The sequence below is a fragment of the Novosphingobium sp. genome, from assembly GCF_027486195.1.
Taxonomy (GTDB): Bacteria; Pseudomonadota; Alphaproteobacteria; order Sphingomonadales; family Sphingomonadaceae; genus Novosphingobium.
In genome coordinates, this window is the sequence record NZ_JAIXPP010000123.1 from 24,959 (window position 1) to 51,439 (window position 26,481).

Consider the following 26,481-nt stretch of genomic DNA (forward strand, 5'->3'; position numbering starts at 1 on the left):
TGTCAGAGATCGAACCGCAGTTCGGCAAGGAAGCGCCGCCCGGTCGAATACTGGAACGCCCCATTCGCGGCGACCTGCCAACCATAGTCGTCGAGCACATTCGCGACCTGCAACCGCAACAGGCCCTTCGCCTTGGCCACGCTGAACCGATAGCGAAGCCCCAGATCGATGGTTTCGCGCGGCGGTGCAGAAAGCCCGTTGCCGATATTGCCGATGCGCGCGGAAAAGCTCTCAGCAGCGAGATCGAGCGACAGCGGGCTCTTCCCGCCGCCCAGCCGCCAGTCGATGGTGGCGATGCTGCGCCGGCGGATGCTGCCAATCGGGCGCAGGCCGATCCTGCCGCTATCGACCAGTTCGCCGCTGATGCGCGAATCCAGCAGGACATTGCCAAGCACCAGCGTAAGCCCCGGCCGCACGCTGCCCGTCAGCGACATTTCAACGCCCCGGTTGGATGAGGAGCCCAGCTCGCGGTAATTGGCCTGCTCGTCGAGGTTGTAATAGGGCTTGGTGATCGTGAAAACGCCCGCCACGAGGCTGAGCGCGGGGGTCACCGCATAGCGCAGCCCCAGGTCGGTCTGCTGCGTGCGGATCGCCGGCGGCACCGCGCCGCGGTTTGCGGCATTGGCGGGTGCCACCGCCACTTCCTCGAAGCCGCGCACATGCCCGCCATAGATCGCCAGCGTGGGCGTAAGGTTGAGCGATCCGGTCATGCTGCCCATCACCGGCCGGTCGCGTACCGAGGTGACCAGCCCCGCGGAGACGAATGTCAGCGTCTTGCGATAGCGCGAGCCGGATATCCCGATATCGAAGAGGAAGCGGCCCGGCGCGGTCAGCGTATAACCCAGACCGAGCGTGGCCTGCCCGTACGCGTCCGTATCATCCGGTCCGAACGCAAAAACGGGGCGTGGTCGCTCGTCGGCGAAATTGAGGCTGCTCTCGCCCAGCGCGATCCGCTGCACTCCGCCGAAGCGCCGGTTTCCGGTGCGCCCGCGAAAGCTCACGATCAGGCGGTGTGCCAGTGAAGACGTCCCGAATGTGCGCGTCAGCCGCGCCTCGCCCGAAAGTGTCCGGTCGAGATTGTTGGCGTCCGCCACCATGATCCGGTTCGGCGTCGTGCCATCGGGCCGCATGCCCGCAAACAGATCGGTGAAGTTGGCATCAAACCGCCGCTCGGCGCGGAACAGGCCAGCCTCGAACGTCCATTTGCCGAAGGGCAGCCGGGCCAACGCGCCCATCAGCTCCTGGGTATTGTCGCGCTTGCTCCAGCTCTGCCCGATCATCGCGCGGCGCTGGATCTGCGGTGGCAGATAGTCTCCGCCGGGGAAGATCGAAGGCGCGGCCTCGTCGTCATAGGTCCGCGTACGCCCATAGAAAGCCGCCAAGCGCGCACCGGCATAAGGCTCCCAAGAAAGCCCGCCCGAGGCGATGTAAGACTTGAAACTGCCGCCCTCGTGGCGGTTCTGCCGCCGGATCGTGCCGCCGAGATAGACCTTCAGCCCTTCGGCCACCGGCTGCAGCACATCAAGGTTGAGCACGCGCGAGCCGAACTGCGCGCGCTCAAAGCCCAGCGTCACCTGATCGGCCTGCGCACTGACGGAAAGATCATAGTCGACGATCCCGGTCGGCGCGGGGAACGGATAGCCCTGCGCCGAAATGCCCACGCGCACCTTGCTGCCCCGGATCAGCCGGTTCGGCGGCCGGTCGACCGGCGCAAAGTAGAGCCCGTCGATCCGCGTGTTCCCGGCATCGACCGGGTTGAACCCGCGCACATCGTCGACCGTGTAAAGCCCCACGCGTTCATTGCCGATCGCCTGGCCAAACGCATCGCCCGCACTTGTCGCGGCATTGTCGTCAACGCGCTGGGCAATAACCGGCTGAGCATCCCCGAACACCGCCGCCACAGCCGCCACCAGCCAGGTATCCCGGACAGTCGGCCTCAACCGGCGCGCACGCGGACGTGGAAACTGGTGCATGATCATTCCGGCATGAGCGACAAACGCAAGCAGGTTCAGGGACCGCAAACAGTCCGCAAAGCCGGTGATCGGCAGCCCCCTCCCGATGTCTAGGAAGCCGACTGTCCGCGATAAAGCAAGCGCTGCTCATATGCTTATGACCAGCAACTCTATCGCAAGGCGAGGGCGCAGCGCTTGTTGCCTTCAAAGCCCAAGCCTGAAGGACCATTTCTTTCAAGCGGAATCCGTTTGCAGCCATGGGCCGATGACTGCGCTCTGCCGATTGCAGATCCCGCGAACCCGATCTCCAGACCAGCCAGAGCCCGCCAGCCAGTTATCAATCGGAGTATTTTAGAGAGATTGGGTTATTCTTATCTACAATATCGGTGAATATTTTGAATATTTCTTCTAATATTCAGGACAATTTTTACAAATATTATCGCGAACACCTTGTTCGTGTGCTGTCTATCGCCACCTTCGCTGAAATATTTCCTGGATGTAATTATGCTAACTTTAGTTTTGATTAAATTTCAATAAAGGTTTATAAATATTTTCTTTGAGCGGAAATATTGGGCCTTATGACTAAGAATTTTTAGTCCATTCCGAACGTATTGTAGGCATTCATCCAGAAGCACATTGACCACCTAAGGGGATTCCCTCATCTGCAGCCACGAATTTCGGTCATCCAGCCGATGTTGCAGTATTATGACGGGGACATAAGCAATCATGGCGACATTTACCGGCCAAGCGGCTACCAACAACACGTTCATCGGCAGCGCGGCGGCGGATACGTTTCTGTTCGCGGCGGCGGATCTCACTGCGCTGGATACGTTGACCGGTGGCGGCGGCGCCGATCTGTTGCAACTGACGACGGCAGGTTTGCTGGCAATCGACGCGCTGGCCGGGATGACAGGCATTGCAACGGTGCAGCTCGCAGCCGGCGCCAACAGCCTGACCTTCCTGAACAATAACCTGACCGGCGTCACGGGCGCGCGAATCACGGTGTTCGGTGCAAGCGGGGCTGACACGATCGATGCCTCGGGCCTGACCGGCGTCAATGCAGTCGATATCCGGTCCGGCGCGGGCCTTGATGTGCTGAAAGGCGGCTCAGGGGCGGACACGTTCCGCTTTGCGGCGGCAGACCTTGCGGGGGATACGGTCATCGGCGGGGCCGGCGCAGACGTGCTGGTGATCAGCACGGCAGGCGTGTTGGGTGCGACCGCGCTGTCTGGGGTGATCGGCGTGGAGACCATCTCGCTGACCGCAGGCACCAATGGCGTGACATTGGTGAACGGCAATCTGACCGGCCTCGGCGGCGCGCGGATCAAGGTCATCGGCACCAGCGGCGCGGACACCCTTGACGGTTCTGGCCTGACCGGCACCAACGCTGCGATCTTCCTGGCAGGCTCGGGCCTCGATGTACTGCGGGGCGGCGCAGGCGCAGATGTGTTCCGCTTTGCGGCGGCGGATATTGCGGGCGATACGGTTGTCGGCGGTGCAGGCTCGGACACCTTGGAGATCAGTACAGCTGGCCTGCTCGGCGCCGCCGCGCTGTCCGGCGTGAGCGGGGTGGAGACAATCACGCTTGCCGACGGAACCAACAGCCTTACGCTGCTCAACAGCAACATGACCGGCGTGGCCGGCAGCAGGATCACCGTGCAAGGCAACTCCGGCGCCGATACCATCGACGCCTCTGGTGTGACCGACAGCAGCGCCAGCGTGCTGTTCAATTCCGGCGCGGGCCTTGATGTGCTGCGCGGCGGCGCGGGCGCCGACACGTTCCGACTCGCGGCGACGGACCTTGCGGGCGATACGGTTGCCGGCGGGGCAGGTTCGGACACCTTGCAGATCAGCACGGCCGGCGTGCTGAGCAACACCGCGCTGTCTGGCGTGAGCGGCGTGGAGACGATCTCGCTGACCGCCGGCACCAATGGCCTGACAGTGCTCAACAGCAACATGGCAGACGTATCCGGCAGCATCATAACGATCTTTGGCGCAAGCGGCGCGGACACCATCGACGGCTCGGGTCTGACTGGCGCGAACGCGCTCGACATCCGGTCCGGCGCGGGCCTTGATGTGCTGAAAGGCGGCTCAGGGGCGGACACGTTCCGCTTTGCGGCGGCAGACCTTGCGGGGGATACGGTCGTCGGAGGGGCTGGCGGGGACATACTGGTGATCAGCACAGCGGGCGTATTGGGTGCGGCCGCGCTGTCCGGGGTAAGCGGCGTGGAGACCATCTCGCTGACAGCGGGCACCAATGGCCTGACTTTGGTGGATGGCAATCTGGCGGGTCTCGGCGGCGCGCGGATCAACGTCATCGGCACCAGCGGCGCGGACACCCTTGACGGTTCGGGCCTGACCGGCACGAACGCTGCGATCTTCATGACAGGCTCCGGCCTCGATGTGCTGCGGGGCGGCGCGGGGGCGGACGTGTTCCGCTTTGATGCGGCAGAGCTTGCGGGCGACACGGTTGTTGGCGGGGCTGGTTCGGATACCTTGGAGATAACCTCAGCAGGCGTACTGGGCGCAGCCGCGTTGTCTGGCGTGAGCGGCGTGGAACGGATCAACCTCGCAACCGGCACCAACAGCCTGAAACTGCTCGACTCCAACCTCACCGGCCTCGCCAGTTCCCAGATCACCGTGCAAGGCAATTCCGGTGCCGATACTATCGACGCCTCCGGTCTGACGAGCACCACCTCCAGCGTGCTGTTCAATTCCGGCGCCGGCATCGATGTCCTGAAAGGCGGGGCAGGCGCAGATGTCTTCCGCTTCGCTGCGACCGACCTGAGCGGCGACACTATCTCTGGCGGCGCAGAAGTGGACCGGCTGGAGATCACCACGGCCGGCACCATCACCGCAGCTGCCATCGCGGGCATGACGGGGGTGGAAACGATTGCCCTCACCTTCGGCACCAACAGCATTGCGCTGACCAACAGCAACTTCACCGATGCCGAGGGCGGCGCGATCGATATCTTTGGCGCCAGTGGCAACGATACGATCGATGGCTCGGCGGTGACCGGTGACAACTCGCTGGCCTTCTACGCCGGTTCCGGACAGGACACGCTGCTCGGCGGTGCGGGGAACGACCTCTTCGTGTTCGACGCGATCAATCTCACCGGCGACACGATCAGCGGCGGGGGCGGCGATGATACCCTGATCCTGCAAACACGCGGCAGCACGGTGGCCAATGGGCTGACTCAGATGACCGGGGTCGAGAACGTCACGCTGTCTGCGCGCGGCAACGGTGTGACGCTGGTCGACGGAAACTTCACCGGAGTGGCAGGCCGCGTCATCTCGGTGACTGGCGGCGCTGGCAACGACACGGTCGATGCCTCGCGGCTGGGCGCGGCAAATGGGGTCACGATTGCGGCGGGCGGCGGCAACGACCAGCTGAAAGGCGGCGCAGGGGCGGATGTATTCATCTTCACTGGGACGAACCTGACGGATGCCGACATCGTGGATGGCGGCGCGGGAGCGGACGTTCTCCGCTTCGACCGGACGACGAGCCTGCTTGGCAATTCAATCAGGAATGTCGAAAATCTGACCTACACAGGGGTCGGCAATCTGGCGATGACAATAAGCGACGCAAACGCCTCGCGCCTCTCTTCCATCGGTGCTGCCGCTGCAGACGGGTTCACCCAGACCTTCACGATCCAGCTTTCGAACGGTTCCACCACCGATCTATCGCGCATCGCGATGAACAACCGCGACGCCGCGGACAAGATCGTTGTAGTCAGCACCGGGGGCGATACGGCAGTTACGCTCAGCCGCGAGATCTCCGGTTTCACGGGCAGTGCGGACAAGGACACGCTAAGCGGATATTATCGGAACGGCGCGGTGATCAACGGCGGCGGGGGCGATGACCGGCTGGCCTATGATCCCGCTGCCACAGGCATCAGGCTCGATGGTGGCGAGGGCAACGATACGCTGGTGCTGCAGGACCAAGTCGGCAGGTCTGTTTATCTTGATGGCGAGTATGGTTTAATCTACAATCCGAATGATGGAAGTTATTCATTCGGATTTAATCCCAATCAAATTATCTATTATTACTACGATAGGTTTCCTGATAACGAACCCTATCTTAACTTTGTCACGAATTTCGAAAATATAGATGCCTCGGCGACAACTACCGGAGTAGATATTTCCGGACGTAGTGATGTCTCCAGTTATCTAATCGGCGGAAGCGGGAGCGATAGTATCTACGGCAGCGCTGGCGCAACCATTCTCGGCGGCCTTGGCAGCGACTTTCTCGAAAGCGATGGTTCCGCGCGCTATCTGGTCCGCAACACGGCCGAGGCCAATGACGACTATTTCGGTTTCGGCACGCTCCATTTGCTAGGCGATACGGATTTGCGTGGTGCAAATGTCATGAGCAACGTACTACTGCTTGCTGCTGGAACCGTGACAGGCATGTCGGTCACAGCAGTCAACGCCGATTTGAGCGCCAGTATATATGCTTGGCAGCTACCCTACCTTCCCTACTTCGTACTTTCCGGCAATGCGACCTTCGCCAATACGACCGAGACGCTGACGATTTATCTGGATGAGTACCCATCAGACTTTTCGGCGTTCAACTTCCAGAACTGGAGCGGCAACGATCATCTGGAAATCGTCGGCCTCGACTCCAATGACGACACCATCATCGGCAGCAGCGGCAAGGATGTGATCTCCGGCCTAGGCGGCGCTGACAACATCAATGGACAGGGCGGCGATGACGTAATCAACGGGGAGGCCGGCAACGACAGGATCTTCGGTGGCTTCGGCGCCGACCAGCTGACCGGTGGCTCCGGCCAGGACACCTTCGTGTGGAACGCCAAGCAGGAAGGCGGTGACAGGATCAATGATTTCACTCGTGGGCAAGACAAGCTGGCGTTTGACAGCTCTGCATTCATGGTCGACGGAGTCTTCGGCAACCTTGTGATCGATACCGTTTCGTCTGCAGACAATCTGGGCATGGCAGATCTGTTCGTGGCGGGCACCACGCTGTCCAGCGCTGCACAGGTACGCAGCTATATCAACAACGAGAACTCGGTCACCCCGCACGGGATGTTCATCATCGCGGTCAACAGCGCCGGGAACAACATCCTCTATTACACGAGTGATGCCTCGACGACGGCGGACACCGGCCTCGACAAGGCTGTCTACCAGATTGCAGACCTCGGCATGGGCACAATCACGTCCGATATCATGCTCGACCTCCTGTTCGTCTGAACCCGAAGCGCGCGCGGCGTGGCCCAGAGCCGCGCCGCGCCAGAGAGGACCGGCGACCAAGCGACCAGCCGATCGGGCTGCTGACTGTGGGAAGACCAGAGGCACTTGGCGGAGAGGCAGGGATTCGAACCCTGGATACGGTTGCCCGTATGCCGCATTTCGAGTGCGGTGCATTCGACCACTCTGCCACCTCTCCGCGAAGTGTCGTTGAGCCGGCCGAAGCCGTCCCGGTCGAGGAAGCGCGCCGTTAGCGCATGCCCCGGCGCTTGCCAAGGGGAAACATGTTACACCTGCCCTACAATCCACGGCCTTGCACCATGGCTCGCTTGTTTCCGTTCCGCAGCGCCCTATATTCGCATCCATGGATAGAGCGATTTTCTTTTCGCCCCAGGCTGGCCGTGAGATCACGGCTCCTCATGTTTCACGAGCGCGGTTCGCCATTGGCGACGTCGTCCGCCACAAGCTGTTCGATTTCCGCGGGGTGATCTTCGATATCGACCCGGTCTTCGCGAACAGCGAGGAATGGTACGAATCGATTCCCGCCGAAATCCGCCCGCCGCGCGAACAGCCGTTCTATCACCTGCTCGCAGAGAACGACGAGAACAGCTACGTCGCCTACGTCAGCCAGCAGAACCTGATGTCGGATGCGGAAGGCGGCCCGGTGGACCACCCCTCGGTGCACGAAATGTTCGATGCCTTTCGCGAAGGGCGCTACCGCCTGCGCCGGGGTCTCTCGCACTAAGGCCGGGGAGACGGCGGCAGAGTTTGCCGCTTGGCCCCTTAAGCCTCAGGCCTTCAGCTTCCAGCCCGACTGGAAGATGTAATAGATCGCGATCCACAGCACCAGATTGAGCACGCCGAGCCCGATCGCGCCGTGCAGCACGGCTTCGTTGGTTGTGCCGATGTCGCTCTGCCCCAGAAAGCCGAAGCGGAAGCCCGAGATCACGTAGAAGATCGGGTTGAAGCGGCTGATCGTCTGGAACGTCGGCGAAAGATTGCTGATCACGTAGAACGTGCCAGAAAGCATCGACATCGGCGTGATCACGAAATTGGTGATCGCCGCATTGTGATCGAACTTTTCCGCCCAGAGCGAAGTCAGCACGCCGATCAGGCCGAGGAGAATCGCCCCCATCAGGCCGAACCAGATCACCGCCCAGGGGTGCTGAACGGTAAGGTCCACGCCCGGCCAGAACAGCATCGCACCCGCAACGGCAAAGCCCACGAGGATCGCACGCGTGACGGCAGCCGCCACCAACGCGAGAATCAGCTCTGCATTCGAGATGGGCGGCATCAGGTAGTCGATGATCGTGCCCTGGATCTTGCCGACGAGCAGGCCGAAGCTCGAATTGGCGAAGGAGTTGTTGATCATGCCCATCGCGATGAGGCCGGGCGCAACGAACGTGGCGAAGGGCACACCCAGCACAATACGGCCACCGCCGCCCAGGGCGAGGGTGAAGATCATCAGATAGAGCAGCGTCGTCACCGCTGGTGCCCAGATCGTCTGGGTCTGCACCTTGAAGAACCGGCGCACCTCCTTCATATAGAGGGTCCACAGCCCCAAGCGATTGAAGCTGCGGAAACGCACTTCGCCCGGCGGCGGGAAATCCCCCGCTCGGCTGGGTTGTTCTGTTGGAAAAGCGGCCCCGGTCAGGGGCATCGGTTGATCGGCCATGCCCGGTGCGGTATCGCGCATGCCGGGTCAAGGCAAGGCATTGCAACGCGGGCCCTGCCGGGTTTGCCCGCGCATGAAGTCGGATCCTGCGGCAAGATGCGCCGGCAGGACGGGTTTTGAAGGATTTGAGACGGCATGAGCTGGACGGACGAGCGGATCGAGAAGCTGACCAAGATGTGGGAGGGCGGTGCGACCGCCAGCCAGATCGCCGAAGAACTGGGCGGAGTCAGCCGCAACGCGGTGATTGGCAAGGCGCACCGGCTTGGCCTCAAGGCGCGCCCTTCCCCGGTCAAGCCCAACGAGAAGAGCGAGGCAGCGCCCGCCAAGGCGCCGCGCCCGGCACCCGAACCTGCCGCGCCTGCCGAACCGCGCGTCGCAGCGCCGCGTCCGGCCCCCGCCGCGCCGGCCAGCCCGCCGCCCGCACCGCGTGCCCCCGTCGCACCGGTCGAGGCTGCACCCACGCCCGCCGCGCCTGCTCCCACCGCTGCCGCTGACGCACCGCCGGCCCCGCCGCAGCCGCGCATTGTCTCGGTCGGCCCGGGCGGCTTCCTCCGTCAGGGCCCCGGCGATCAGCAAGCGCCGATCCCCCCCGCCCCGCCCCGCCGCCTCGTGCCCGCACGGCCCAGCCAGGAAGTGGCCGACAAGACCGGCCTGCTCGATCTCAACGACCGCATCTGCCGCTGGCCGATGGGCCACCCGGGCGAGCCCGATTTCCACTTCTGTGGCGACAAGGTAAATCCCGGCTTCCCTTACTGTGTCGAGCATTGCGGCCGCGCCTATCAGGCACAGCTGCCGCGCGGCCATCGCCGTCCGCCGCCGCCGATGCCCTTCGGCGGGCCCAGAGTGCGCTGAGAAAGGCTGTCACTTAAGTCCGTTCTGGTCCAAAAACCACGGATTGCCGCCACTTTCCGCTTCTTCGCGTGGTTAACCTCGCGTCGGTTGTGCCGTTCTCGATGGCATGAGCAGAGAGACATCAGGCGCAAACGCGCGCAAGTCGCGCTGGTGGCAGTGGTTCAGCGGCAGCGTGGCCGATGATGCCAAGGAGCCGGGTACCGACGCGGCGCCCGCCTCCGGCACGCGCGAGATGACAGCGCGCGAAGTGTGGCTGCCGGCCAAGCGTCGCATGATCAGCAAGATCGCCGATTTCCTGATCGATCATGATCTCGATGTCCTGCCGAGCACGCTGACGGTCGCTTACGAATGCGTCACGGGCGGCGCGCCGCGCCTTGCTCAGCAGATCCTCGAACGCACCGAGAAAGGTCTGCCGATCACGCTTGGCTGGATCGAGGAGCAGCGCAGCGAAACAACGCACGACAAGAACGGCGAAGCGCTGGCTGTGCTGATGGGACGCCTGGAAGACAGCCTCGACGAATTCAGCAAGACCACCAGTGGCGCCCGCAATGCCACGAGCGAATACAGCAGCGCGCTCCGGCAGCATGTCGATGAGCTCGAAGGCGTCGGCCGCGCCGGGGTCGTCATCACCGAACTCGCCGCGCTGACCCGCGCGATGATGGAGCGCAGCATCGCCATGGAAAGCGAGCTCGCCTGCAGCGAACGCCGCGGCCAAGTGCTGCAGACCTCGCTCGAAGAGACACGGCGCGTCGCCGATATGGATCACCTGACCGGCCTCCCTAATCGCCGTGCCTTCGATCATATGCTCGAACGCGAGATGCGCGATGCGCGCGATGCCGGGGAATCGCTGTGCCTCGCATTTGTCGATATCGACCATTTCAAGCGCGTGAATGATACGCACGGCCATCCCGCAGGCGACCGCGTGCTCAAGCTCGTTGGCGAAACGCTCAACCGCATTGCCGATGCGCGCTGCTTTGTTGCGCGCCATGGCGGTGAGGAATTTGCCGTCATCTGGCGCAATCACACGGTCGAGAAGGCGTGGAAAAAACTCGATTCCGCGCGGGAGGAAATCGCCGGTCGGCGCCTCGTCAACCGCGCCAACGATACACCGTTCGGCAAGATCACCTTCTCGGGCGGGATCGCCGACGCCTTCGCCTATCCGGACAAGAGCGCCGCGCTGAAGGCAGCGGACGAAGCGCTCTATCTCGCCAAGCAATCAGGCCGCAACCGCATCTTCACGGCCGGCGAGAGCCCAGATCCGCAGGCAAAGGCGGCTTGAGCAGGAAGATGACATAGCCGGCAAAGCGCCGATCGCGCGCCAGCGCTGCGGGAGGCGTCCACTCGCCGCCCTCCACCAGCGCGATCTTGTGGCGCAGCGGCAGCGTGTCGATCCGGCGGAACCACGCGGCATAGCCGGGGATCGTCGTGCGGCCCTGGTAGGTCTGGATCACCACTTCATCGACCAGACCCGCCAGGCGCGCCAGTTCCGCCGGATCGCCGTTCGCGCTCCAGTCGAGCAGGCCGGTGATCGAAAGCCGGGTGCCTGGCGGCAATTCGCGGCGCACCTGCTCAAGGAACGCGCGGTAGTGGCCCAGCCCCGGTGTCGCCGCATCAAAATCGATCTGCAGCCCTTCCAGCCGGTTTCCCGCTGCCCGCCAGCGTTCCAGCATCGCGCGCACCGCATCCCAGACGGGCGCACTCCAATCGAGCCGCGCGGCCCGCACCGTCAGCCAGACCTTCGCGCTTCGCACGTGCGGCACGCCAGCACGCATGCCGACGAGTTGCGCCGCGCCGCCGCGCCGGATCTCGCCGCCGAGGATGTAGAGTTCCCGCGCATTGGCCACTGCCGGTGGCGGCGGCACCCCGGCCCAGAGGAAAAACTGATCGTGGCGGGCTGGATCGACCGGCTGCGGTGCCTCAGCGCGCTGGCAGGCCCCCAGCACCAGTGCCGCAAGCAGCGCCGCCCCGCCGCGTCTCACCAATAGTACTTCAGCTTCTGCGCCCATGAGCTCTTCGGGAACTCGCGCTTCAGCCGGTCATACCAGCCCTTGCGCTGCGCGATCGGCACATCCTCGCCGCCGCAGCTGTTGTAGCCCGAGGGGCTGTAGCAATTGACCGCGCGATAAAGCGCGTAGGCGCGATCATCCGGCGCGCTGCGCGCATCGGCGATCACTGCGGCGTAGATCGCCCCGCGCGCCAGCGGCTTGCCGGGATATTCGTTCGCCGCCCCGCCCAGCGCCCCGCGCGAAGGCGGCGTATCGAGCATGCTGAAACCGTCGAAGCCATTCAGCCGCCAGAACTCGCCGAGGCACAGCCGCGCGCGCACGTCCTGCGGATTGGCGGCCAGCGCGGCGACAGTCCCTTGCAGGGCGGGACAGGCGAAGCCGGCCTGCGCGGTGCGACCCTTCGCAAACAGCCCCAGCGGCGTGGCTGAACCGGGCGCAAAGCCCCACAGCCCGTCGGTCGGGGCATCACCGCGCGCCAGCGGCTGGTTGGTCCGAAAACCGGCATAGTCCCCCCGGCTCAGCTGCTTGTAGAGCAGCGTGAACAGCGCCGCGTCGCGCTCGGTCTGCGCACGCTCGACATCGAGCGCCACCTGGCGCAGCAGCCCCGGCCCTGCCGAATGCATCAGCAGGATCTCGCGCACCATGCGGTCGGTGATCGGCGAACCCGGCGCAAAGACCTGCGCTAGCTTGCCGTGGCGCTCCCAGTTCATCGCCAGGCCCAGCTCGACCGTGGGCCGCTGCCACAATGCTTTCGCCCCGCCGAGCAGTTCCAGCCAGAAACCGGCCTCGTTCGGGTCACCCTTCGCCGCCAGCGCCTGCCCGCGCAGCACCTGCCGGCTGAACGCAAGCGGCGTATAGGAGGGCCGCTTCGCATCGTCCGGGATCAACTGGAGCACGCGCGCATAGTCCTTCGCGACGTAGAACGCGTGGTTCGCCTGCAGGAAGCCATAAAGCTGCGGCGCGCGCAGGAAGCTCGCCTGCTGGCTGGCCAGCGCGTCAGCCCCAAGCGGCGTTTCTGCGCCCGACGAATAGCGATCATCCGGATCGGCAACGCGCATGGCCTTCATGTCCGCTGCCGCCAGCAGCAGCAACCCCCCGCCCAGCGGATTGGGATTATCGCTGTTGGAGAGGAATTTGCCGTCCACCTCGTTGATCAGGTCGACAATCGGCTCGCCCTCCTTCGGCGCCTCGGCCAGAACGCTTTCATAGCGCTGGCCCAGCGCGGCAAAATCGCCGGACAGCCACATCGCGCGCCGCTCCAGCCCGCGTGCAGAGGCGGCATAGCGGCCCTTGGGATAGGCCTTGAGATAGTCCGCCAGCGCCGCTCGCCCGCGCTGCGCGGCCGCTTTGTCGACCGCCTTCAGGCCTTCGAAATAACCGTACTCGCCCATGCTGTGCACCAGCGCCTCGCCCAGCCAGGCGCGGGCGACCATGTAGCGCGCGGTCTCGGCCACCCACGGATCCGGCGCACCGACTAGCGCCGCATAGCCGCTGGCCGCTTCGCTGTAGCGCGTCGCATGGAATGCGTCTGAAGCCGCCAGATAGCCGAGAAAGGCCTTGCCCGGCGCACTGCTGACCGCAACACCCGGCAGCACGGCAGGCAGCGAGGAATCGGCGCAGCGTGCGACAAGCTGCGTTCTCGCGGTGCTCAGCGCTGTTTTGTCGCTTCCCGGCAAGGCCCGGTTCGCCGCAAGCGCCTCGTTGAATTCGGGCGATGCGGCGCGGAACGCCGGACAAGGACCATCGATGGCGTTCGCCGGCGGTTCGGCCTGCGGATCGAGCGCAGGCACCCATGTCCGCGTCAACATGCCCCAATCAAGGAACATGTGGCCGAAGCCTTCCTCGTCGTATTCCGGCTTGGGATAGTCGCCGCCGCCCGTCACCGCGCCGGTCAGGCCCAGCCCGGTCGAATCGCGCAGCATGGCCAGCAGGTTGACGCGGCTGTCATTCCCCGGCGCGATTACGACCCGGTTGTGGCAGGCCTGCGCCCCGCCAAACAGCGACCATGTGGGATCGCAGCCCACATCGGCACAGGCCAGCGCCGCGCCCGATGAGGCGAGCAATCCCGCCATGGCCACGCTTCTGCTCAGCCTCAGCCGCATCGTCGTCTCTCCCCGCTTCACCTGCCCGCACATGGTTCCCCGCCGCCCGCGCCAAGGCAAGAAAAAAGGGCCCGCGTTGCCGCGAGCCCTCTTTTCATCTGGCCTGAAGCCGGAGCGATCAGTCGTCCGACTTGAGGAACGCCGGGATATGATCCCCGCCGCCCTCACCGCCGCCACGCGGACCACGGTCACGACCGCCGCCGCCATCACGACGCGGCCCACGATCACCGCGCGGGCCACCCGGGCCACGGCGATCGCCGCGATCACCACGGTCGCTCCGCTCGGGGCGCGGTTCGCGGGGCGGGCGGGTGTCTTCGAGTTCGGCGCCGGTTTCCTGATCGACGACGCGCATCGAAAGGCGAACCTTGCCGCGCGGATCGATCTCGAGCACCTTGACCTTCACGGCCTGGCCTTCCTTGACCACATCGGTGGGCTTCTCGACCCGCTCGTTGCGCATCTCGGAAACGTGGACGAGGCCGTCCTTGCCGCCCATGAAGTTCACGAACGCGCCGAAATCGACGATGTTCACGACCTTGCCATCATAGACCTTGCCGACTTCGGCTTCTTCCACGATGCCAAGGATCCACTTCTTCGCGGCCTCGATCTGGTTGATATCGGACGAGCTGATCTTGATCAGGCCTTCGTCGTCGATATCGACCTTGGCGCCGGTCTCGGCGACGATCTCGCGGATCACCTTGCCGCCGGTGCCGATGACTTCGCGGATCTTCGACTTGTCGATCTGGATCGTCTCGATGCGCGGAGCGTGGGCCGAAAGCTCGGTACGGGCCGAACCCAGAGCCTTGGTCATCTCGTTCAGGATGTGCGCGCGGCCTTCGCTCGCCTGATGCAGCGCCTTGGCCATGATCTCGCGCGTGATGCCCGCGATCTTGATGTCCATCTGCATCGTGGTGATGCCCGCGCTGGTGCCGGCCACCTTGAAGTCCATGTCGCCGAGGTGATCCTCGTCGCCAAGAATGTCCGAAAGGACGGCGAACTCGTCGCCTTCAAGGATCAGACCCATCGCGATGCCCGAAACCGGACGTTCGATCGGAACGCCCGCGTCCATCATCGAGAGGCAGCCGCCGCAAACCGTCGCCATCGAGGACGAGCCGTTGGACTCGGTGATGTCCGAGAGAACGCGGATCGTGTAGGGGAACTCGTCCTTGGTCGGCAGCACCGGGTGCAGCGCGCGCCATGCCAGCTTGCCATGGCCCACTTCGCGGCGGCCCGGAGCGCCGAAACGGCCAACTTCGCCAACCGAATAGGGCGGGAAGTTATAGTGCAGCATGAAGCGCTGATACGACAGGCCGTCGAGACCGTCGATCATCTGCTCGGCATCCTTGGTGCCCAGCGTGGTGGTGCAGATCGCCTGCGTTTCACCGCGCGTGAAGAGCGAGGAACCGTGCGTGCGCGGCAGGAACCCGACGATCGATTCGATCGGACGGACCTGCGTGGTGGTGCGCCCGTCGATGCGCGTGCCGTCCTTGAGGATGGCGCCGCGCACGATGTCGGCCTCGACCTTCTTCATGGTCTTCATCGCGACCATCTGGGTCTGCGGGCCTTCCTCGGCGAAGGCTTCCTTGGCCTTGGCCCGCGCCTCGTTCAGCGCGTTCGAACGCGCAGACTTGTCGGTGAGCTTGTAGGCAGCGGCCACATCGGCGCCGACGAGCGCCTTGAGCTTGGCCTTGATGTCCGCCGTGTTGTCGGTGAGGTCGATTTCCCAAGGATCCTTGGCGGCCTTCTCGGCCAGATCGATGATCGCGCCGACGACCTTGCGGATCTCGTCATGCGCAAACATGACCGCGCCGAGCATTTCGTCCTCGGTGAGTTCCTTGGCTTCGGATTCGACCATCATCACGGCCGCATCGGTGGCGGCGACGACGAGATCGAGGCGGCCAGTGGCAACTTCGCTCAGCGACGGGTTGAGCTGGTACTCGCCGTCCTTGAAGCCGACGCGGGCAGCCGCGATCGGGCCCATGAAGGGCACGCCCGAGATGGTGAGCGCTGCCGAGGCGGCGATCATCGCAACCACATCAGGCTCAGTCTCGCCGTCATAGCTCAGCACCTGGGCGATGACGTTGATCTCGTTGTAGAAACCCTCGGGGAACAGCGGACGCACCGGGCGATCGATCAGGCGGGAAACCAGCGTTTCCTTTTCCGTCGCGCCGCGCTCACGCTTGAAGAAGCCGCCCGGGATGCGCCCGGCGGACGAGAACTTTTCCTGATAGTGCACGGTCAGCGGGAAGAAGTCCTGGCCTTCCTTGACCTTCTTGGCGGCAGTCACCGCGCAGAGCACAACGGTTTCGCCATAAGTGGCGAGGACCGCGCCGTCAGCCTGACGGGCAATGCGGCCGGTTTCCAGAGTGAGGGTCTTGCCGCCCCACTCCAGCGATACTGTCTTGACGTCGAACATGCGTTTTCCTTCGAGCCCGCGCACCAAATTGCGCACGGGGTTTGCTGCCGGGTGTGCCGTCCCGGTCCGGTGCGGGGCCTGTTTGCGGCCCCCGGATTGCCCGCCTGCCGAATTGCAAAGCGGGTGCCAGATGCAAAAAGCGGCCCACGTGGGGGCCGCTTTCCGCTTGGTTACTTGCGCAGACCGAGCTTCTGGATGAGGGCATTGTAGCGCGCCACATCCTTCTTCTTGAGATAGTCCAGCAGCGAGCGCCGCTTGTTGACCATCATCAGCAGCCCGCGGCGCGAATGGTTGTCCTTGTGGTGAGCCTTGAAGTGCTCGGTCAGGGTCTGGATGCGGCTGGTCAGGATCGCGACCTGGACTTCGGGCGAACCCGTGTCGTTGGTGCCGCGCGCGTTGCCCGCAATGACTTCCTGCTTCTTTTCTGCGCTAATCGACATTATTCATCACTCCGCGACATCGGGAAGGTTGAACCCCCGCGCGACGGTCAGGACGGAGCCTGAAAGCTCAACCAAGGCCACCGGCACCTTGCCGCTGCGCACCCAGTAAAGCCCGTCGTTATGGGGCAGCCCGTCAAGAACGCGGCCCTGGCGGACCGCTCTTGCCTGCTCGGGCGAAAGGTCAAGAGCCGGGATGTCGACCAGCCCTGCCTCCAGCGGCAAGAGTATGTGTTCAAGGGGTGCGCCCTTACCCACCTCGTTCAATTTGTCCAGCGAAATCGCTTGAGCGAGGTCGAACGGCCCGGCCCGCAGGCGGCGCAGCATGGTGACATGGCCGACCGCGCCAAGCGCATGCGCGATATCGCGCGCAAGGCTGCGGATATAAGTGCCCTTGGAAACATGGGCGATGAGGGTGGTCTCCCCCTCGCCCGCAGCGCCGATCTCAAGGCTATGCACCGTCACCGCGCGGCTCTTCAGTTCAACCGCCTCCCCTGCCCGCGCGAGGTCGTAAGCCCGCTCGCCATCCACCTTGATCGCGGAATAGGCCGGCGGCACCTGTTCGATCGGCCCGGTAAAGCGCGGCAGCACCGCCTCGATGTCCGGCCGCAGCGGCCGCACATCGCTCGCCGCGATGACCTTGCCTTCGAGATCGAGCGTATCGGTCTCCTCGCCGAAGCGCAGCGTGAAGGCATAGACCTTGCGCGCATCCAGCATCCGCCCACACAGCTTGGTCGCCTCGCCCAGCGCGATGGGCAGCACGCCCGTCGCCAGCGGATCGAGCGTGCCGCCATGGCCAACCTTGACCTTGCCGTAGCCTGCCTGCCGCAAGTTGCGCTTCACCGCCGCCACAGCCTGCGTCGAGCCAAGCTCCAAGGGCTTGTCGAGAATAATCCAGCCATTCACCATGCCAGCGGGCTCAATCGAGTTCCGGCCCGGCAACCAGCGCCACGATATGTTCGAACTGGTTCAGCATCCATTCCATCGGCGGGCCGACCACCCGGTCGACGATGTGGAGCCCCGGGAACAGCCACGGAAGCACGATGAACACGGCCATGAACAGCGGAATGCCGATCGGCTCGATCCGGTCGAGCAGCCGCACCCCCGCCGCCGGGGCCAGCCCGCGCACGATGCGCGAGCCATCGAACGGCGGCAGCGGAAGCAGGTTGAACGTGCCGAGGAACACATTGATCGCGATGAAGTTCTTGAGATTGTCGACCACGAACATCATCGTCGGGCCCGGCGTACCTTGCGGATCCAGCTGGCGCAGCAGCAGCCCGAACGCCACCGCCGCCACCGCCGCCAGCACGAAGTTCGTCAGCGGCCCTGCCGCCGCGACGAACGCCATGTCGCGCTTGGGGCTGCGCAGCCGCGCATAGTTCACCGGCACGGGCTTGGCCCAACCAAACACCGGCAGACCCAGCAGCTTGAGCATGCCCGGCAGAATCAGCGTGCCCATGGGATCGACATGCTTTAGCGGATTGAGGCTCAGCCGCCCGCGCTCATAGGCGGTCGGATCGCCCAATAGGCGCGCGACCCAGCCATGGGCGATCTCGTGCAGCACGATGGCGAACACCATCGGCACGATCACCGTGGCTGCAACATAGAACGGATTGGTCACGTGCGCGCCGCCTGCCAATCGTCCCGCAGCAACCCATAGATCACCGTATCGCGCACGCGCCCCGTCCAGGTCTTGCGTTCGCGGCGCATCACGCCTTCCTCCACCGCGCCAAGCTTGCGCACAGCAGCGCGGCTGCGGGTGTTGATCACGTCAACCTTGAACACCACCCGCTCCAGCCCGCAGGCGAACGCATGATCGATCATCAGGCGCTTGAGCCGCCGGTTGAAGCCGGTGCTGCGCAGTGCGGGCACGATGAAGCTGTTGCCGATCTCGATCGACCAGCCCGGATCGCCAAACGCGATCCACGCCGTCATGCCGACCACGGCGCCGTCCATCAACACAGCATAGACGCAGCGCCCCGGCGGGCTGGAAAGCAGGCTGTCGAACTGCGGATCGAAATGCTCACCGACATAGCAGAAGGGATAAATTTCCCAGATCTCGCTGTCCTGCGCGCAAGCCGCGCGCAAGGCCTCGCGGTGCGCTTCGCGCAGCGGTTCGATGCGCAGGTTGCCTTCCTCCAGCGGGACATAAAGTTCGCCGCCGCTCATCGTGCAGCGACCTGATGTGGGAGGTGACGGAAAGGGAGGCTTGCCATAGACTTGCTCACATAGGCATTGCGCAGCGAAAGCCAAGCGCTGGCAGAAAACGCGGGTAAGCAAATTCGCGGCGAGCGTACCGGCTGGCGCGTCGGTTACTGCCTCGTCACACTGCGTTCACCCCACGTCTGCCACAAGGATCGCCATGCACCGCCTGCTTCCCCGCTTGCTGCCCAGATTGCTCATCGCCCTCGCCGTGGTGATGGCGATGCTTCAGCCAGCGCAAGGCGCTGCCGGCGATCTGCGCTATGTGATCGACCGCAGCGCGAGCCATGTCGACGCCAAGGTCGCCTTCTTCGGGATTGCCTCCAAGACCGCGAAATTCCCGGACATGTCGGGCACCTTCAATCTCTCTTTCGCCGATCTCGAAGCGCTGGACATGGTCGTCGATATCGACGCGCGCACGCTGACCACCGGGGATTCGCAGACCAAGACGCTGCAAGGGAAAAGCTTCTTCGATGTCGCGCACCATCCCACGGTGCGCTTTGTCGGGCGGCGGCTGAAGATGTCGGGAGAGAAGACTGCCGAGGTCGAAGGCGATATCACCGCGCGCGGGATCACCCGGCCGATCAAGCTCGCCGTGACGTTCTCGGTCCCACCCTTCTCCACCGGCGGCACGCAGCCGATCTCGATCGTCGGCACCGGCGTGATCGATCGCCGCCAATTCGGGATGACAGCCTTTCCGTGGATCATCGGCGCGATGGTCAACGTGACAATCCGCGCGCGGATGGTGCCGGGTTAATCTTCTGCAGCCAGATCCCGTTGCACTTTGGGATCGGCGAGCAGTTTGTCGATATGGCCCGCCACATCGAAGCTCTCATCTGCCAGAAACTTCATCTTCGCCGCGTATTTCAGGCGCAGACGCTGAGCGACTTCCTTCTGGAAGAACGCCGTGTTGGTGCGCAGCGCCTTCAGCACCGCCTCCTCGTTCGCGCCGAGCAGCGGCTTGATATAGGCCGTCGCGTGCCGCAGGTCTGGCGACATCCGCACTTCCGTCACCGAGACCGAATGCGCGGTGAGCACCTCGTCGTGCACTTCCTGCCGCATCAGCAGTTCGGAGAGGATGTGGCGCACCTGTTCACCCACCTTGAGCAGGCGGACCGAGCGGGTTTCCGGGGATGCGGGCTGCTTTGCCATGTATTCTGATCCTTCAGCCCATCTTCGCCAGTATACGGGCGAGTGAGCGTACATTGCGCGCCGTGCCGCGCCGACCGAGCCGCCGTTCGAGAAACGCGCCCGTCATCCGGCTGGCCGAAACGCCTTCGACAAAATCGATATAGAGCGCGCGCGGGCCAAGTGCGAGCCTTTCGGGACCACGCGCCGTCTGATCTTCCACCAGCACGCGGAACTGCGTCGGATCGGCCTCGCCATCGAGGAACATGGTGTGGACGTTGGCGTCCGCGCCGTGCCCGGTGAACGGATTGTCCTCGATGCTGCTGCGGATTTCCTCCACGCTGCGCACCGCGACAATGCTGCGCATGTCGAACTTGGCGCGCACGAGACGCTCCAGCATTTCCTCAAGCCCCGCCGTCGGCCGCTCGTCATGATCGAACAGCACGTTGCCGCTCGCAACGACCGTCTCGATATTGGCGAGCCCCTCGCCTTCGAACGCCGCGCGCAACTCCGCCATCGTCAAGCGATTGCCGCCGACATTGATCGAACCGAGCAGAGCGACGTAGCGGGGCATCACACGTGTGTCACAAAGATGTAGGCGAGGAACAGGACCGGCGACCCGAACAGGATCACCAGTCCAATGCAGCCAAAAACCTTCAACTTCCGATCAGGTTCATAGGCCACGTGCTCAACTCCTACAGCGTGCGCACGCGCTCCTCGACCTCGAACACTTCAAGCTGGTCGCCCGGCTTCACGTCGTTCGTATCGGCCAGCACCACACCGCACTCAAGGCCGGCGCGCACTTCGGGCACGTCGTCCTTGAAGCGGCGCAGCGAGTGGATGAGCGTCTGCGAGATAATGACATCGTTGCGCGTAAGGCGCGCGTTGATGCCCTTGCGGATGAAGCCCTCGACCACGAGCAGACCCGCAGCCTTGTCGCGCTTGCCGGCGGGGAACACTTCCTTGACCTCGGCACGGCCGACCACGGTCTCGATCCGCTCCGGCCCGAGCTGGCCGGCCATTTCGAGGCGGATGTCGTCCGTCAGTTGATAGATCACGTCAAAGTACTTCATCCGCACCTTGAAGCGTTCGACCAGTTCGCGTGCCTTGGCGTTGGGGCGCACGTTGAAGCCGATGATCGGTGCGCCGCTCGCCTGCGCGAGGTTGACGTCGCTTTCGGTAATCGCACCCACGCCCGAGGCGAGGATGCGGACCTTGATCTCGTCGGTCGAGATGCGGTTGAGCGCATTGACGATCGCTTCGGTCGAGCCTTGCACGTCGGCCTTGATGACCACGGGGTACTCGATGACCGCCTGCTTGGCGGCAAGCGCGGAGAACATGTTCTCCAGGCTTGTCGGAGCCTGCGCGGTGCGCTTGGCCGTCGCGCGTTCCTGGCGATAGGCCGCAACCTCGCGGGCACGCGCCTCGTTCTCCACCACCGTCAGCGTATCGCCTGCCATCGGCACACCGCCGAGGCCGAGCACCTCGACCGGCAGCGAAGGCGGCGCTTCCTTGATCTGGCGTCCCTTGTCGTCAAGCATCGCGCGAACGCGGCCCGACTGGGTGCCGACCACCAGAATGTCACCGACCTTGAGCGTGCCGCGATTGACCAGCACGGTCGCGAGCGGACCCTTGCCCTTGTCGAGCTTGGCTTCGATCACGGTCGCTTCGGCAGCGCGGTCCGGATTGGCGCGCAGTTCGAGCAGTTCGGCCTGAATCAGGATCTTCTCGATCAGCTCGTCCATGCCCTGCCCGGTCTTGGCCGAAACCTCGACATCCTGCACATCGCCCGACATTTCCTCGACCACGATCTCGTGCTCAAGCAGACGTTCGCGGATCTTCTGCGGGTTGGCCTCGTGCTTGTCGGCCTTGGTGATCGCCACGATCATCGGCACGCCGGCCGCCTTGGTGTGGTTGATCGCCTCGATCGTCTGCGGCATCAGCCCGTCGTCCGCTGCGACCACCAGAATGACGATGTCCGTCACGTTGGCACCGCGCATGCGCATTTCAGTGAAGGCTTCGTGGCCCGGGGTATCGAGGAAGGTGATGTGATCACCGGCCTTGGTCTTGATCTGGTAGGCGCCGATATGCTGCGTGATGCCGCCAGCCTCGCCGCGCACCACGTCGGTGCCGCGCAGCGCATCGAGCAGGCTGGTCTTGCCATGGTCGACATGGCCCATGATCGTGACGACCGGCGGACGCGGCTGCAGCGTTTCTTCGAAATCGACGTCGGCCGCGCTGTCGATATCGACATCCGATTCCGATACGCGCTTGATATTATGGCCGAATTCGGTGACAAGCAGCTCGGCAGTGTCCTGATCGATGGTCTGGTTGATGGTGACCATCATGCCCATCTTGAACAGTGCCTTGACCAGATCCGCGGCCTTTTCGGCCATGCGGTTGCCCAGTTCCTGCACCGTGATCGCCTCGGGCACCACGACATCGCGGACCTGCTTCTCGCGCGGCTGCGATTGCCCGGCAAAGTGCGCGCGCTTTTCCTTCTCGCGCGCCCGCTTGAGCGCAGCGAGGCTGCGGGCGCGGGCGCCCTCGTCCTCGTTCAGCGCGCGGGTAACCGTGAGCTTACCGGCCTGGCGGCGGTCGCCCGCACCCTTGTCACGCGGGGCATGCGCCGGCTTCTTCGCCGCCGGTTCAGGCCGCTTGGGCGCGACCACGGGGGTGAAACGGCGCGGCGCGGGCTGCGCGGGTTCGGCAGCAGCAGCAGCGGGTGCTTCGGCTTCGGCTGGCGCAGCCGGGGCCGTGACAGGCGCCTCAACCGGAGCGGGAGCCGGAGCCGGGGCAGCAGGGGCCTCGGCAACCGGGGCCTCGACCGGGGCAGCGGCCTGCGCTTCGGCGGGAGCCGCAGCTTCAGCCTCACCGGCCTTGCGTGCTTCGGCGGCGCGGCGCGCTTCCTCGAGCGCGCGCAGGCGCTCTTCCTGTTCGCGGCGGTTCGCGGCTTCAAGCGCCTGCTGGCGGGCTTCCTCGGCCTCGCGCAGCAGCCGGGTCTGCATTTCCTGGCGGGTCTCGAGCGAGGCGGCACGCGGCGGCGGCGGAGGTGCCGGCGCGCGGACGGGCTGCGGCGCAGGTGCGGCGGGCGCGGCAACGGGCGCCTCGGCCGGTGCGCTGGCAGCAGCCACTTCACCCGGGGTGCGCGGCATCAGCTTGCGCCGCTTGACCTCGACGACGACCTTGTTGGTCCGCCCATGGCTGAAGGTCTGCTTGACCTCGCCGGCCTCAACCGAAGTCTTCAGGCCAAGCGGCCTGCGGCCGAGCGTCGGCTTCTTGTCATCGCTCATCGAAACTATATACCCTTCGTATCAATATCTTCGCACGCTGCCGAAGCAACGTCCGCCGTGTCTTGTTCAGACCCTAGAAAGTGCAGCAGGCGCCGCAGCGGCACCGCGACCCGCTGCGCCGCAGCGGCATCGACCAGCGCCAGGTGAACCACGTTGTCGCGGCCCAATGCCACAGACAGCGCTGCCCGGTCCAGCGGCAAGATGATGCCTTTGAGGCCGGTTCCTTCCGCTTCTTCGCCCACGCGCCAGGCCTGGGCCAGCTTGTTCGGACCGTCGGTTCCGGCATCGCTGGCATGGGCCAGCCATTTCACCGCACCGGCCCGTGCGCCTTGCGCGATCTTCTCGGTGCCAAGCAGCATGTTGCCCGCCCGCAGCTCGATGCCGAGGCGATCGGTCAGCGCGCGGGTAAGCGCAGCGCGGGTCCGCTCGGGGAGATCGGCCGGGATGGAAAGCGACGCACCCTTGAAAGCCCGCGCCAACGCGCCGCGCAGCTTGCCATTGGCAATCGCGGTCGCAAGCTCGGTCTCTCCCACCCCGATCCACGCGCCCCGCCCTGGCGCACGCGCCAAGGCATCGGGAAGCACGTCTCCGGTGGGTGAAATCGCCAGCCGCACAAGCTCGCCGCGCGCATCATGGCGCCCGGTCAGCACGCATTTCCGCTCCGGCTGGGCCTCCTTTGCGGAAGTCCCGGCCGGCTTGCTGCCAATCCTGTCGGAGCTCAGCGTGTCATTGTGAGGATTCCGCATGGGCGGCCTCCTCATTTGCCGGCTCGTCTTCGAACCAGTGCGCACGCGCAGCCATGATGATCTCGTTGCCCTGCTCTTCCGAGAGGCCATACTCGCCGAGCACGCCGCCCTTGTCCTCGCTGCGCTCGCTGCGTTCGCGGTCGCGGCGGGTCTCGTTCGGGTTGTTGTTGCGGCGGCGCTGTTCGCCCCCGCGCTTCTTGGCAATGAGTTCGTCGGTGGCGAGATCGGCGAGATCGTCGAGCGTCTTGATGCCCGCCTTGCCGAGCGTGACCAGCATGGCTTCGGTCAGGTGCGGCAGCTCGGCCAGATCGTCCTCGACGCCAAGGCCGCGGCGCTCCTCGCGCTGTGCTTCCTCGCGGCGCTCCAGCGCCTCGAGCGCGCGGCTCTGCAGTTCCTGACCGAGCTCCTCGTCGAAGCCTTCGATCGCGGCGAGTTCGGCGATGTCGATATAGGCGACTTCCTCAAGCTCGCTGAAGCCTTCGGCGACCAGCAGCTGCGAAAGCGTCTCGTCCACATCGAGCTCTTCCTCGAACATCTTCGAGCGCTCGGCGAATTCCTTCTGGCGCTTCTCCGAAGCTTCCGCCTCGGTCATGATGTCGATGGCCGAACCCGTCAGCGACGAGGCCAGACGCACATTCTGGCCGCGCCGACCGATGGCGAGGCTGAGCTGATCATCAGGCACGACGACCTCGATGCGGCTCTCTTCCTCGTCGATCACCACGCGGCTGACGGTCGCGGGCTGCAGCGCGTTCACCACGAAGGTCGCGGTGTCTTCGCTCCAGGGGATGATGTCGATCTTCTCGCCCTGCAGTTCCTGCACGACGGCCTGCACGCGGCTGCCCTTCATGCCGACGCAGGCGCCGACCGGGTCAATGCTCGAATCGCGGCTGATCACACCGATCTTGGCGCGGCTGCCCGGATCGCGGGCGGCGGCCTTGATCTCGATGATGCCATCGTAGATTTCGGGTACTTCCTGCGCGAAGAGCTTCTTCATGAATTCAGGATGCGCGCGGCTCAGGAAGATCTGCGGACCGCGGTTCTGGCGCTCCACCTTCATGATCCAGGCGCGCACGCGCTCGCCCACGCGGGGCACTTCGCGCGGGATCTGCTGGTCGCGGCGGATCACGCCCTCGGCTCGGCCGAGGTTGACGATCACGTGGCCGAACTCGACCGACTTGATCACCCCGGTGATCACTTCGCCGGCGCGGTCCTTGAACTCTTCGTACTGGCGGTCACGCTCGGCATCGCGGACCTTCTGGAAGATCACCTGCTTGGCCGACTGCGCATCGATGCGGCCAAGATCGACCGGCGGCAGCGGATCGACGAGGAAGTCGCCGACCTTCGCGCCGGGCTGCAGCTTCTCGGCCTGCTTGAGATCGACCTGCTTGAAGTAGTCCTCGACCTCTTCCACCACCTCGACCACGCGCCACAGACGCAGGTCGCCGGTGCGCGGATCGAGCTTGGCGCGGATGTCGTTCTCGGCGCCATAGCGGTTACGCGCAGACTTCTGGATCGCTTCTTCCATCGCCTCGATGACGATGGACTTGTCGATCATCTTCTCGGTCGCGACAGAGTTCGCGATCGCGAGCAGCTCGGCGCGGTTGGCGGAAATCGCACTGGCCATGGCTTAGTCTTCCTGTTCCTCAACTAGGTCGTCCACGCCGCTGACATCCAGCGGCCGGGAAGCGGCAATCAGCTTATCGGTGAGGATAAGCTTGGCATTGGCGACGAGGCTGAATGGTACTTCGTATACCACGCCATCGTCGTTGATCGAAATCATCTCTTGGTCAGCATCGAAGTCGACCAGATCACCCCGGAAGCGCTTGCGATTGTCGAGCAGCTCGGCAAGCTCGATCCGCGCCTCGTGACCGGTCCATGCGGCGAAATCCTTCGCGCGGGTCAGCGGACGGTCGATACCGGGCGAGCTGACCTCGAGCCGATAGGCCTCCGCGATCAGCACTTCGCCCGCTTCCTCAAGCGCATCGATGCGATCGGAAATGCGGTGCGAGAGCGCGGCGCAGTCCTCGATCACCAGCTGCCCGGTCTCGGGCCGCTCGGCCATGATCTGGAGCGTGTGCTCCTCGTCACCGATCTCGCCGCCCTTGAAATAGCGCACGCGCACGAGATCGAAGCCGAGGCTCGCAGCCTCTTCTCCGGCGATCTCGGTAATCCGTGCGATATCGTTCATGCGTGCTCCAAGGGGCCAACGCAGCAAAGGCAGCGGGTTTGGTGCCGGCCCCGTTTGGCGCCAGCCCAGACTTTGCCTTCACAATGTCGGGATGCACTCGCCCTAGGCGCACGCCCCAAAAAAGGCAAGCGCCAAGATTGCGCGGCAAGCGCCTCCCGAAAGTCGGTGAAATTTCCCACACTTTGGGATCGCAATAGGCAAAACCAACTAGCCGCAAATCGAGGAACGACGCATTTCCGACATTTCTCGCATTTGGCACGCCCTATGCAATGCTCTTGG

20 protein-coding genes and 1 tRNA gene are annotated in these 26,481 nt (G+C 64.4%); 5 read left to right on the top strand and 16 right to left on the bottom strand.

Features of this window, described 5'->3' with window-relative positions; genetic code table 11:
* Positions 1-2: 2 nt before the first annotated feature.
* Complete coding sequence (locus tag Q0071_RS20705) at positions 3-1,973, bottom strand: hypothetical protein (protein WP_298174204.1); 1,971 nt, start codon at positions 1,971-1,973, stop codon at positions 3-5.
* A 705-nt stretch (positions 1,974-2,678) separates the two neighbouring features.
* Between Q0071_RS20705 and Q0071_RS20710 the strand changes: the two genes are divergently transcribed.
* Complete coding sequence (locus tag Q0071_RS20710; RefSeq protein WP_298174206.1) at positions 2,679-7,163, top strand: calcium-binding protein; 4,485 nt, start codon at positions 2,679-2,681, stop codon at positions 7,161-7,163.
* Between the two features lie 106 nt (positions 7,164-7,269).
* Here the strand turns inward: Q0071_RS20710 and Q0071_RS20715 are convergent.
* Positions 7,270-7,359: transfer RNA gene (locus Q0071_RS20715), tRNA-Ser, on the bottom strand.
* A gap of 165 nt (positions 7,360-7,524) precedes the next feature.
* On the opposite strand from Q0071_RS20715, the gene hspQ reads away from it, so the two are divergent.
* On the top strand, positions 7,525-7,905 hold the full coding sequence (gene hspQ, locus Q0071_RS20720; protein WP_298174208.1) for a heat shock protein HspQ: 381 nt from the start codon (positions 7,525-7,527) through the stop codon (positions 7,903-7,905).
* A gap of 45 nt (positions 7,906-7,950) precedes the next feature.
* Here hspQ and Q0071_RS20725 read toward each other — a convergent pair whose 3' ends face one another.
* The gene (locus tag Q0071_RS20725; RefSeq protein ID WP_298174258.1) at positions 7,951-8,703 is read right to left on the bottom strand and encodes an ABC transporter permease; all 753 of its coding nucleotides are present in this window, start codon (positions 8,701-8,703) and stop codon (positions 7,951-7,953) included.
* A 267-nt stretch (positions 8,704-8,970) separates the two neighbouring features.
* On the opposite strand from Q0071_RS20725, the gene Q0071_RS20730 reads away from it, so the two are divergent.
* Positions 8,971-9,687, top strand: coding sequence for a GcrA family cell cycle regulator (locus Q0071_RS20730; RefSeq protein WP_298174210.1), 717 nt, complete (start codon positions 8,971-8,973; stop codon positions 9,685-9,687).
* A gap of 106 nt (positions 9,688-9,793) precedes the next feature.
* A complete protein-coding gene (locus tag Q0071_RS20735) occupies positions 9,794-10,966 on the top strand; it encodes a GGDEF domain-containing protein (protein WP_298174212.1) in 1,173 nt (390 codons plus the stop codon).
* Here Q0071_RS20735 and Q0071_RS20740 read toward each other — a convergent pair.
* The 7 genes from Q0071_RS20740 to Q0071_RS20770 all read right to left on the bottom strand — a co-directional run bounded on the left by Q0071_RS20740 (position 10,923) and on the right by Q0071_RS20770 (position 18,814).
* Positions 10,923-11,666, bottom strand: coding sequence for a DUF3142 domain-containing protein (locus Q0071_RS20740; RefSeq protein WP_298174214.1), 744 nt, complete (start codon positions 11,664-11,666; stop codon positions 10,923-10,925). The two genes, Q0071_RS20735 and Q0071_RS20740, sit on opposite strands and share 44 nt — an antisense overlap.
* A complete protein-coding gene (locus tag Q0071_RS20745) occupies positions 11,663-13,765 on the bottom strand; it encodes a hypothetical protein (RefSeq protein ID WP_298174216.1) in 2,103 nt (700 codons plus the stop codon). The genes Q0071_RS20740 and Q0071_RS20745 overlap by 4 nt, the downstream gene beginning before the upstream one ends.
* 148 nt (positions 13,766-13,913) lie before the next feature.
* Complete coding sequence (gene pnp, locus Q0071_RS20750) at positions 13,914-16,208, bottom strand: polyribonucleotide nucleotidyltransferase (protein ID WP_298174218.1); 2,295 nt, start codon at positions 16,206-16,208, stop codon at positions 13,914-13,916.
* Positions 16,209-16,378: 170 nt separating this feature from the next.
* Complete coding sequence (gene rpsO, locus Q0071_RS20755; protein ID WP_298174220.1) at positions 16,379-16,648, bottom strand: 30S ribosomal protein S15; 270 nt, start codon at positions 16,646-16,648, stop codon at positions 16,379-16,381.
* Positions 16,649-16,654: 6 nt separating this feature from the next.
* On the bottom strand, positions 16,655-17,554 hold the full coding sequence (truB, locus tag Q0071_RS20760) for a tRNA pseudouridine(55) synthase TruB (protein WP_298174222.1): 900 nt from the start codon (positions 17,552-17,554) through the stop codon (positions 16,655-16,657).
* Between the two features lie 10 nt (positions 17,555-17,564).
* Positions 17,565-18,266 (bottom strand): site-2 protease family protein, encoded by a 702-nt coding sequence (locus Q0071_RS20765; RefSeq protein ID WP_298174224.1) that lies wholly within the window; start codon positions 18,264-18,266, stop codon positions 17,565-17,567.
* Positions 18,263-18,814 (bottom strand): GNAT family protein, encoded by a 552-nt coding sequence (locus Q0071_RS20770; RefSeq protein ID WP_298174226.1) that lies wholly within the window; start codon positions 18,812-18,814, stop codon positions 18,263-18,265. Before Q0071_RS20770 ends, Q0071_RS20765 begins: the two co-directional genes overlap by 4 nt.
* Positions 18,815-19,007: 193 nt before the next feature.
* On the opposite strand from Q0071_RS20770, the gene Q0071_RS20775 reads away from it, so the two are divergent.
* Positions 19,008-19,604, top strand: a complete 597-nt coding sequence (locus Q0071_RS20775) for a YceI family protein (protein WP_298174228.1) — start codon at positions 19,008-19,010, stop codon at positions 19,602-19,604.
* Here Q0071_RS20775 and rbfA read toward each other — a convergent pair.
* The 6 genes from rbfA to rimP form a co-directional block, all read right to left on the bottom strand.
* A complete protein-coding gene (gene rbfA, locus Q0071_RS20780; RefSeq protein WP_298174230.1) occupies positions 19,601-19,999 on the bottom strand; it encodes a 30S ribosome-binding factor RbfA in 399 nt (132 codons plus the stop codon). The two genes, Q0071_RS20775 and rbfA, sit on opposite strands and share 4 nt — an antisense overlap.
* 13 nt (positions 20,000-20,012) lie before the next feature.
* A complete protein-coding gene (locus Q0071_RS20785; protein WP_298174232.1) occupies positions 20,013-20,549 on the bottom strand; it encodes a DUF1697 domain-containing protein in 537 nt (178 codons plus the stop codon).
* Between the two features lie 121 nt (positions 20,550-20,670).
* Positions 20,671-23,268, bottom strand: a complete 2,598-nt coding sequence (gene infB / locus Q0071_RS20790) for a translation initiation factor IF-2 (RefSeq protein WP_298174234.1) — start codon at positions 23,266-23,268, stop codon at positions 20,671-20,673.
* 5 nt (positions 23,269-23,273) lie between these two features.
* A complete protein-coding gene (locus Q0071_RS20795; protein WP_298174236.1) occupies positions 23,274-24,014 on the bottom strand; it encodes a DUF448 domain-containing protein in 741 nt (246 codons plus the stop codon).
* Entirely contained in the window at positions 23,995-25,638 is a 1,644-nt protein-coding gene (gene nusA, locus Q0071_RS20800; RefSeq protein WP_298174237.1) for a transcription termination factor NusA, read from the bottom strand. The genes Q0071_RS20795 and nusA overlap by 20 nt, the downstream gene beginning before the upstream one ends.
* Before the next feature lie 3 nt (positions 25,639-25,641).
* On the bottom strand, positions 25,642-26,202 hold the full coding sequence (gene rimP / locus Q0071_RS20805) for a ribosome maturation protein RimP (RefSeq protein WP_298174239.1): 561 nt from the start codon (positions 26,200-26,202) through the stop codon (positions 25,642-25,644).
* Between the last annotated feature and the right edge of the window lie 279 nt (positions 26,203-26,481).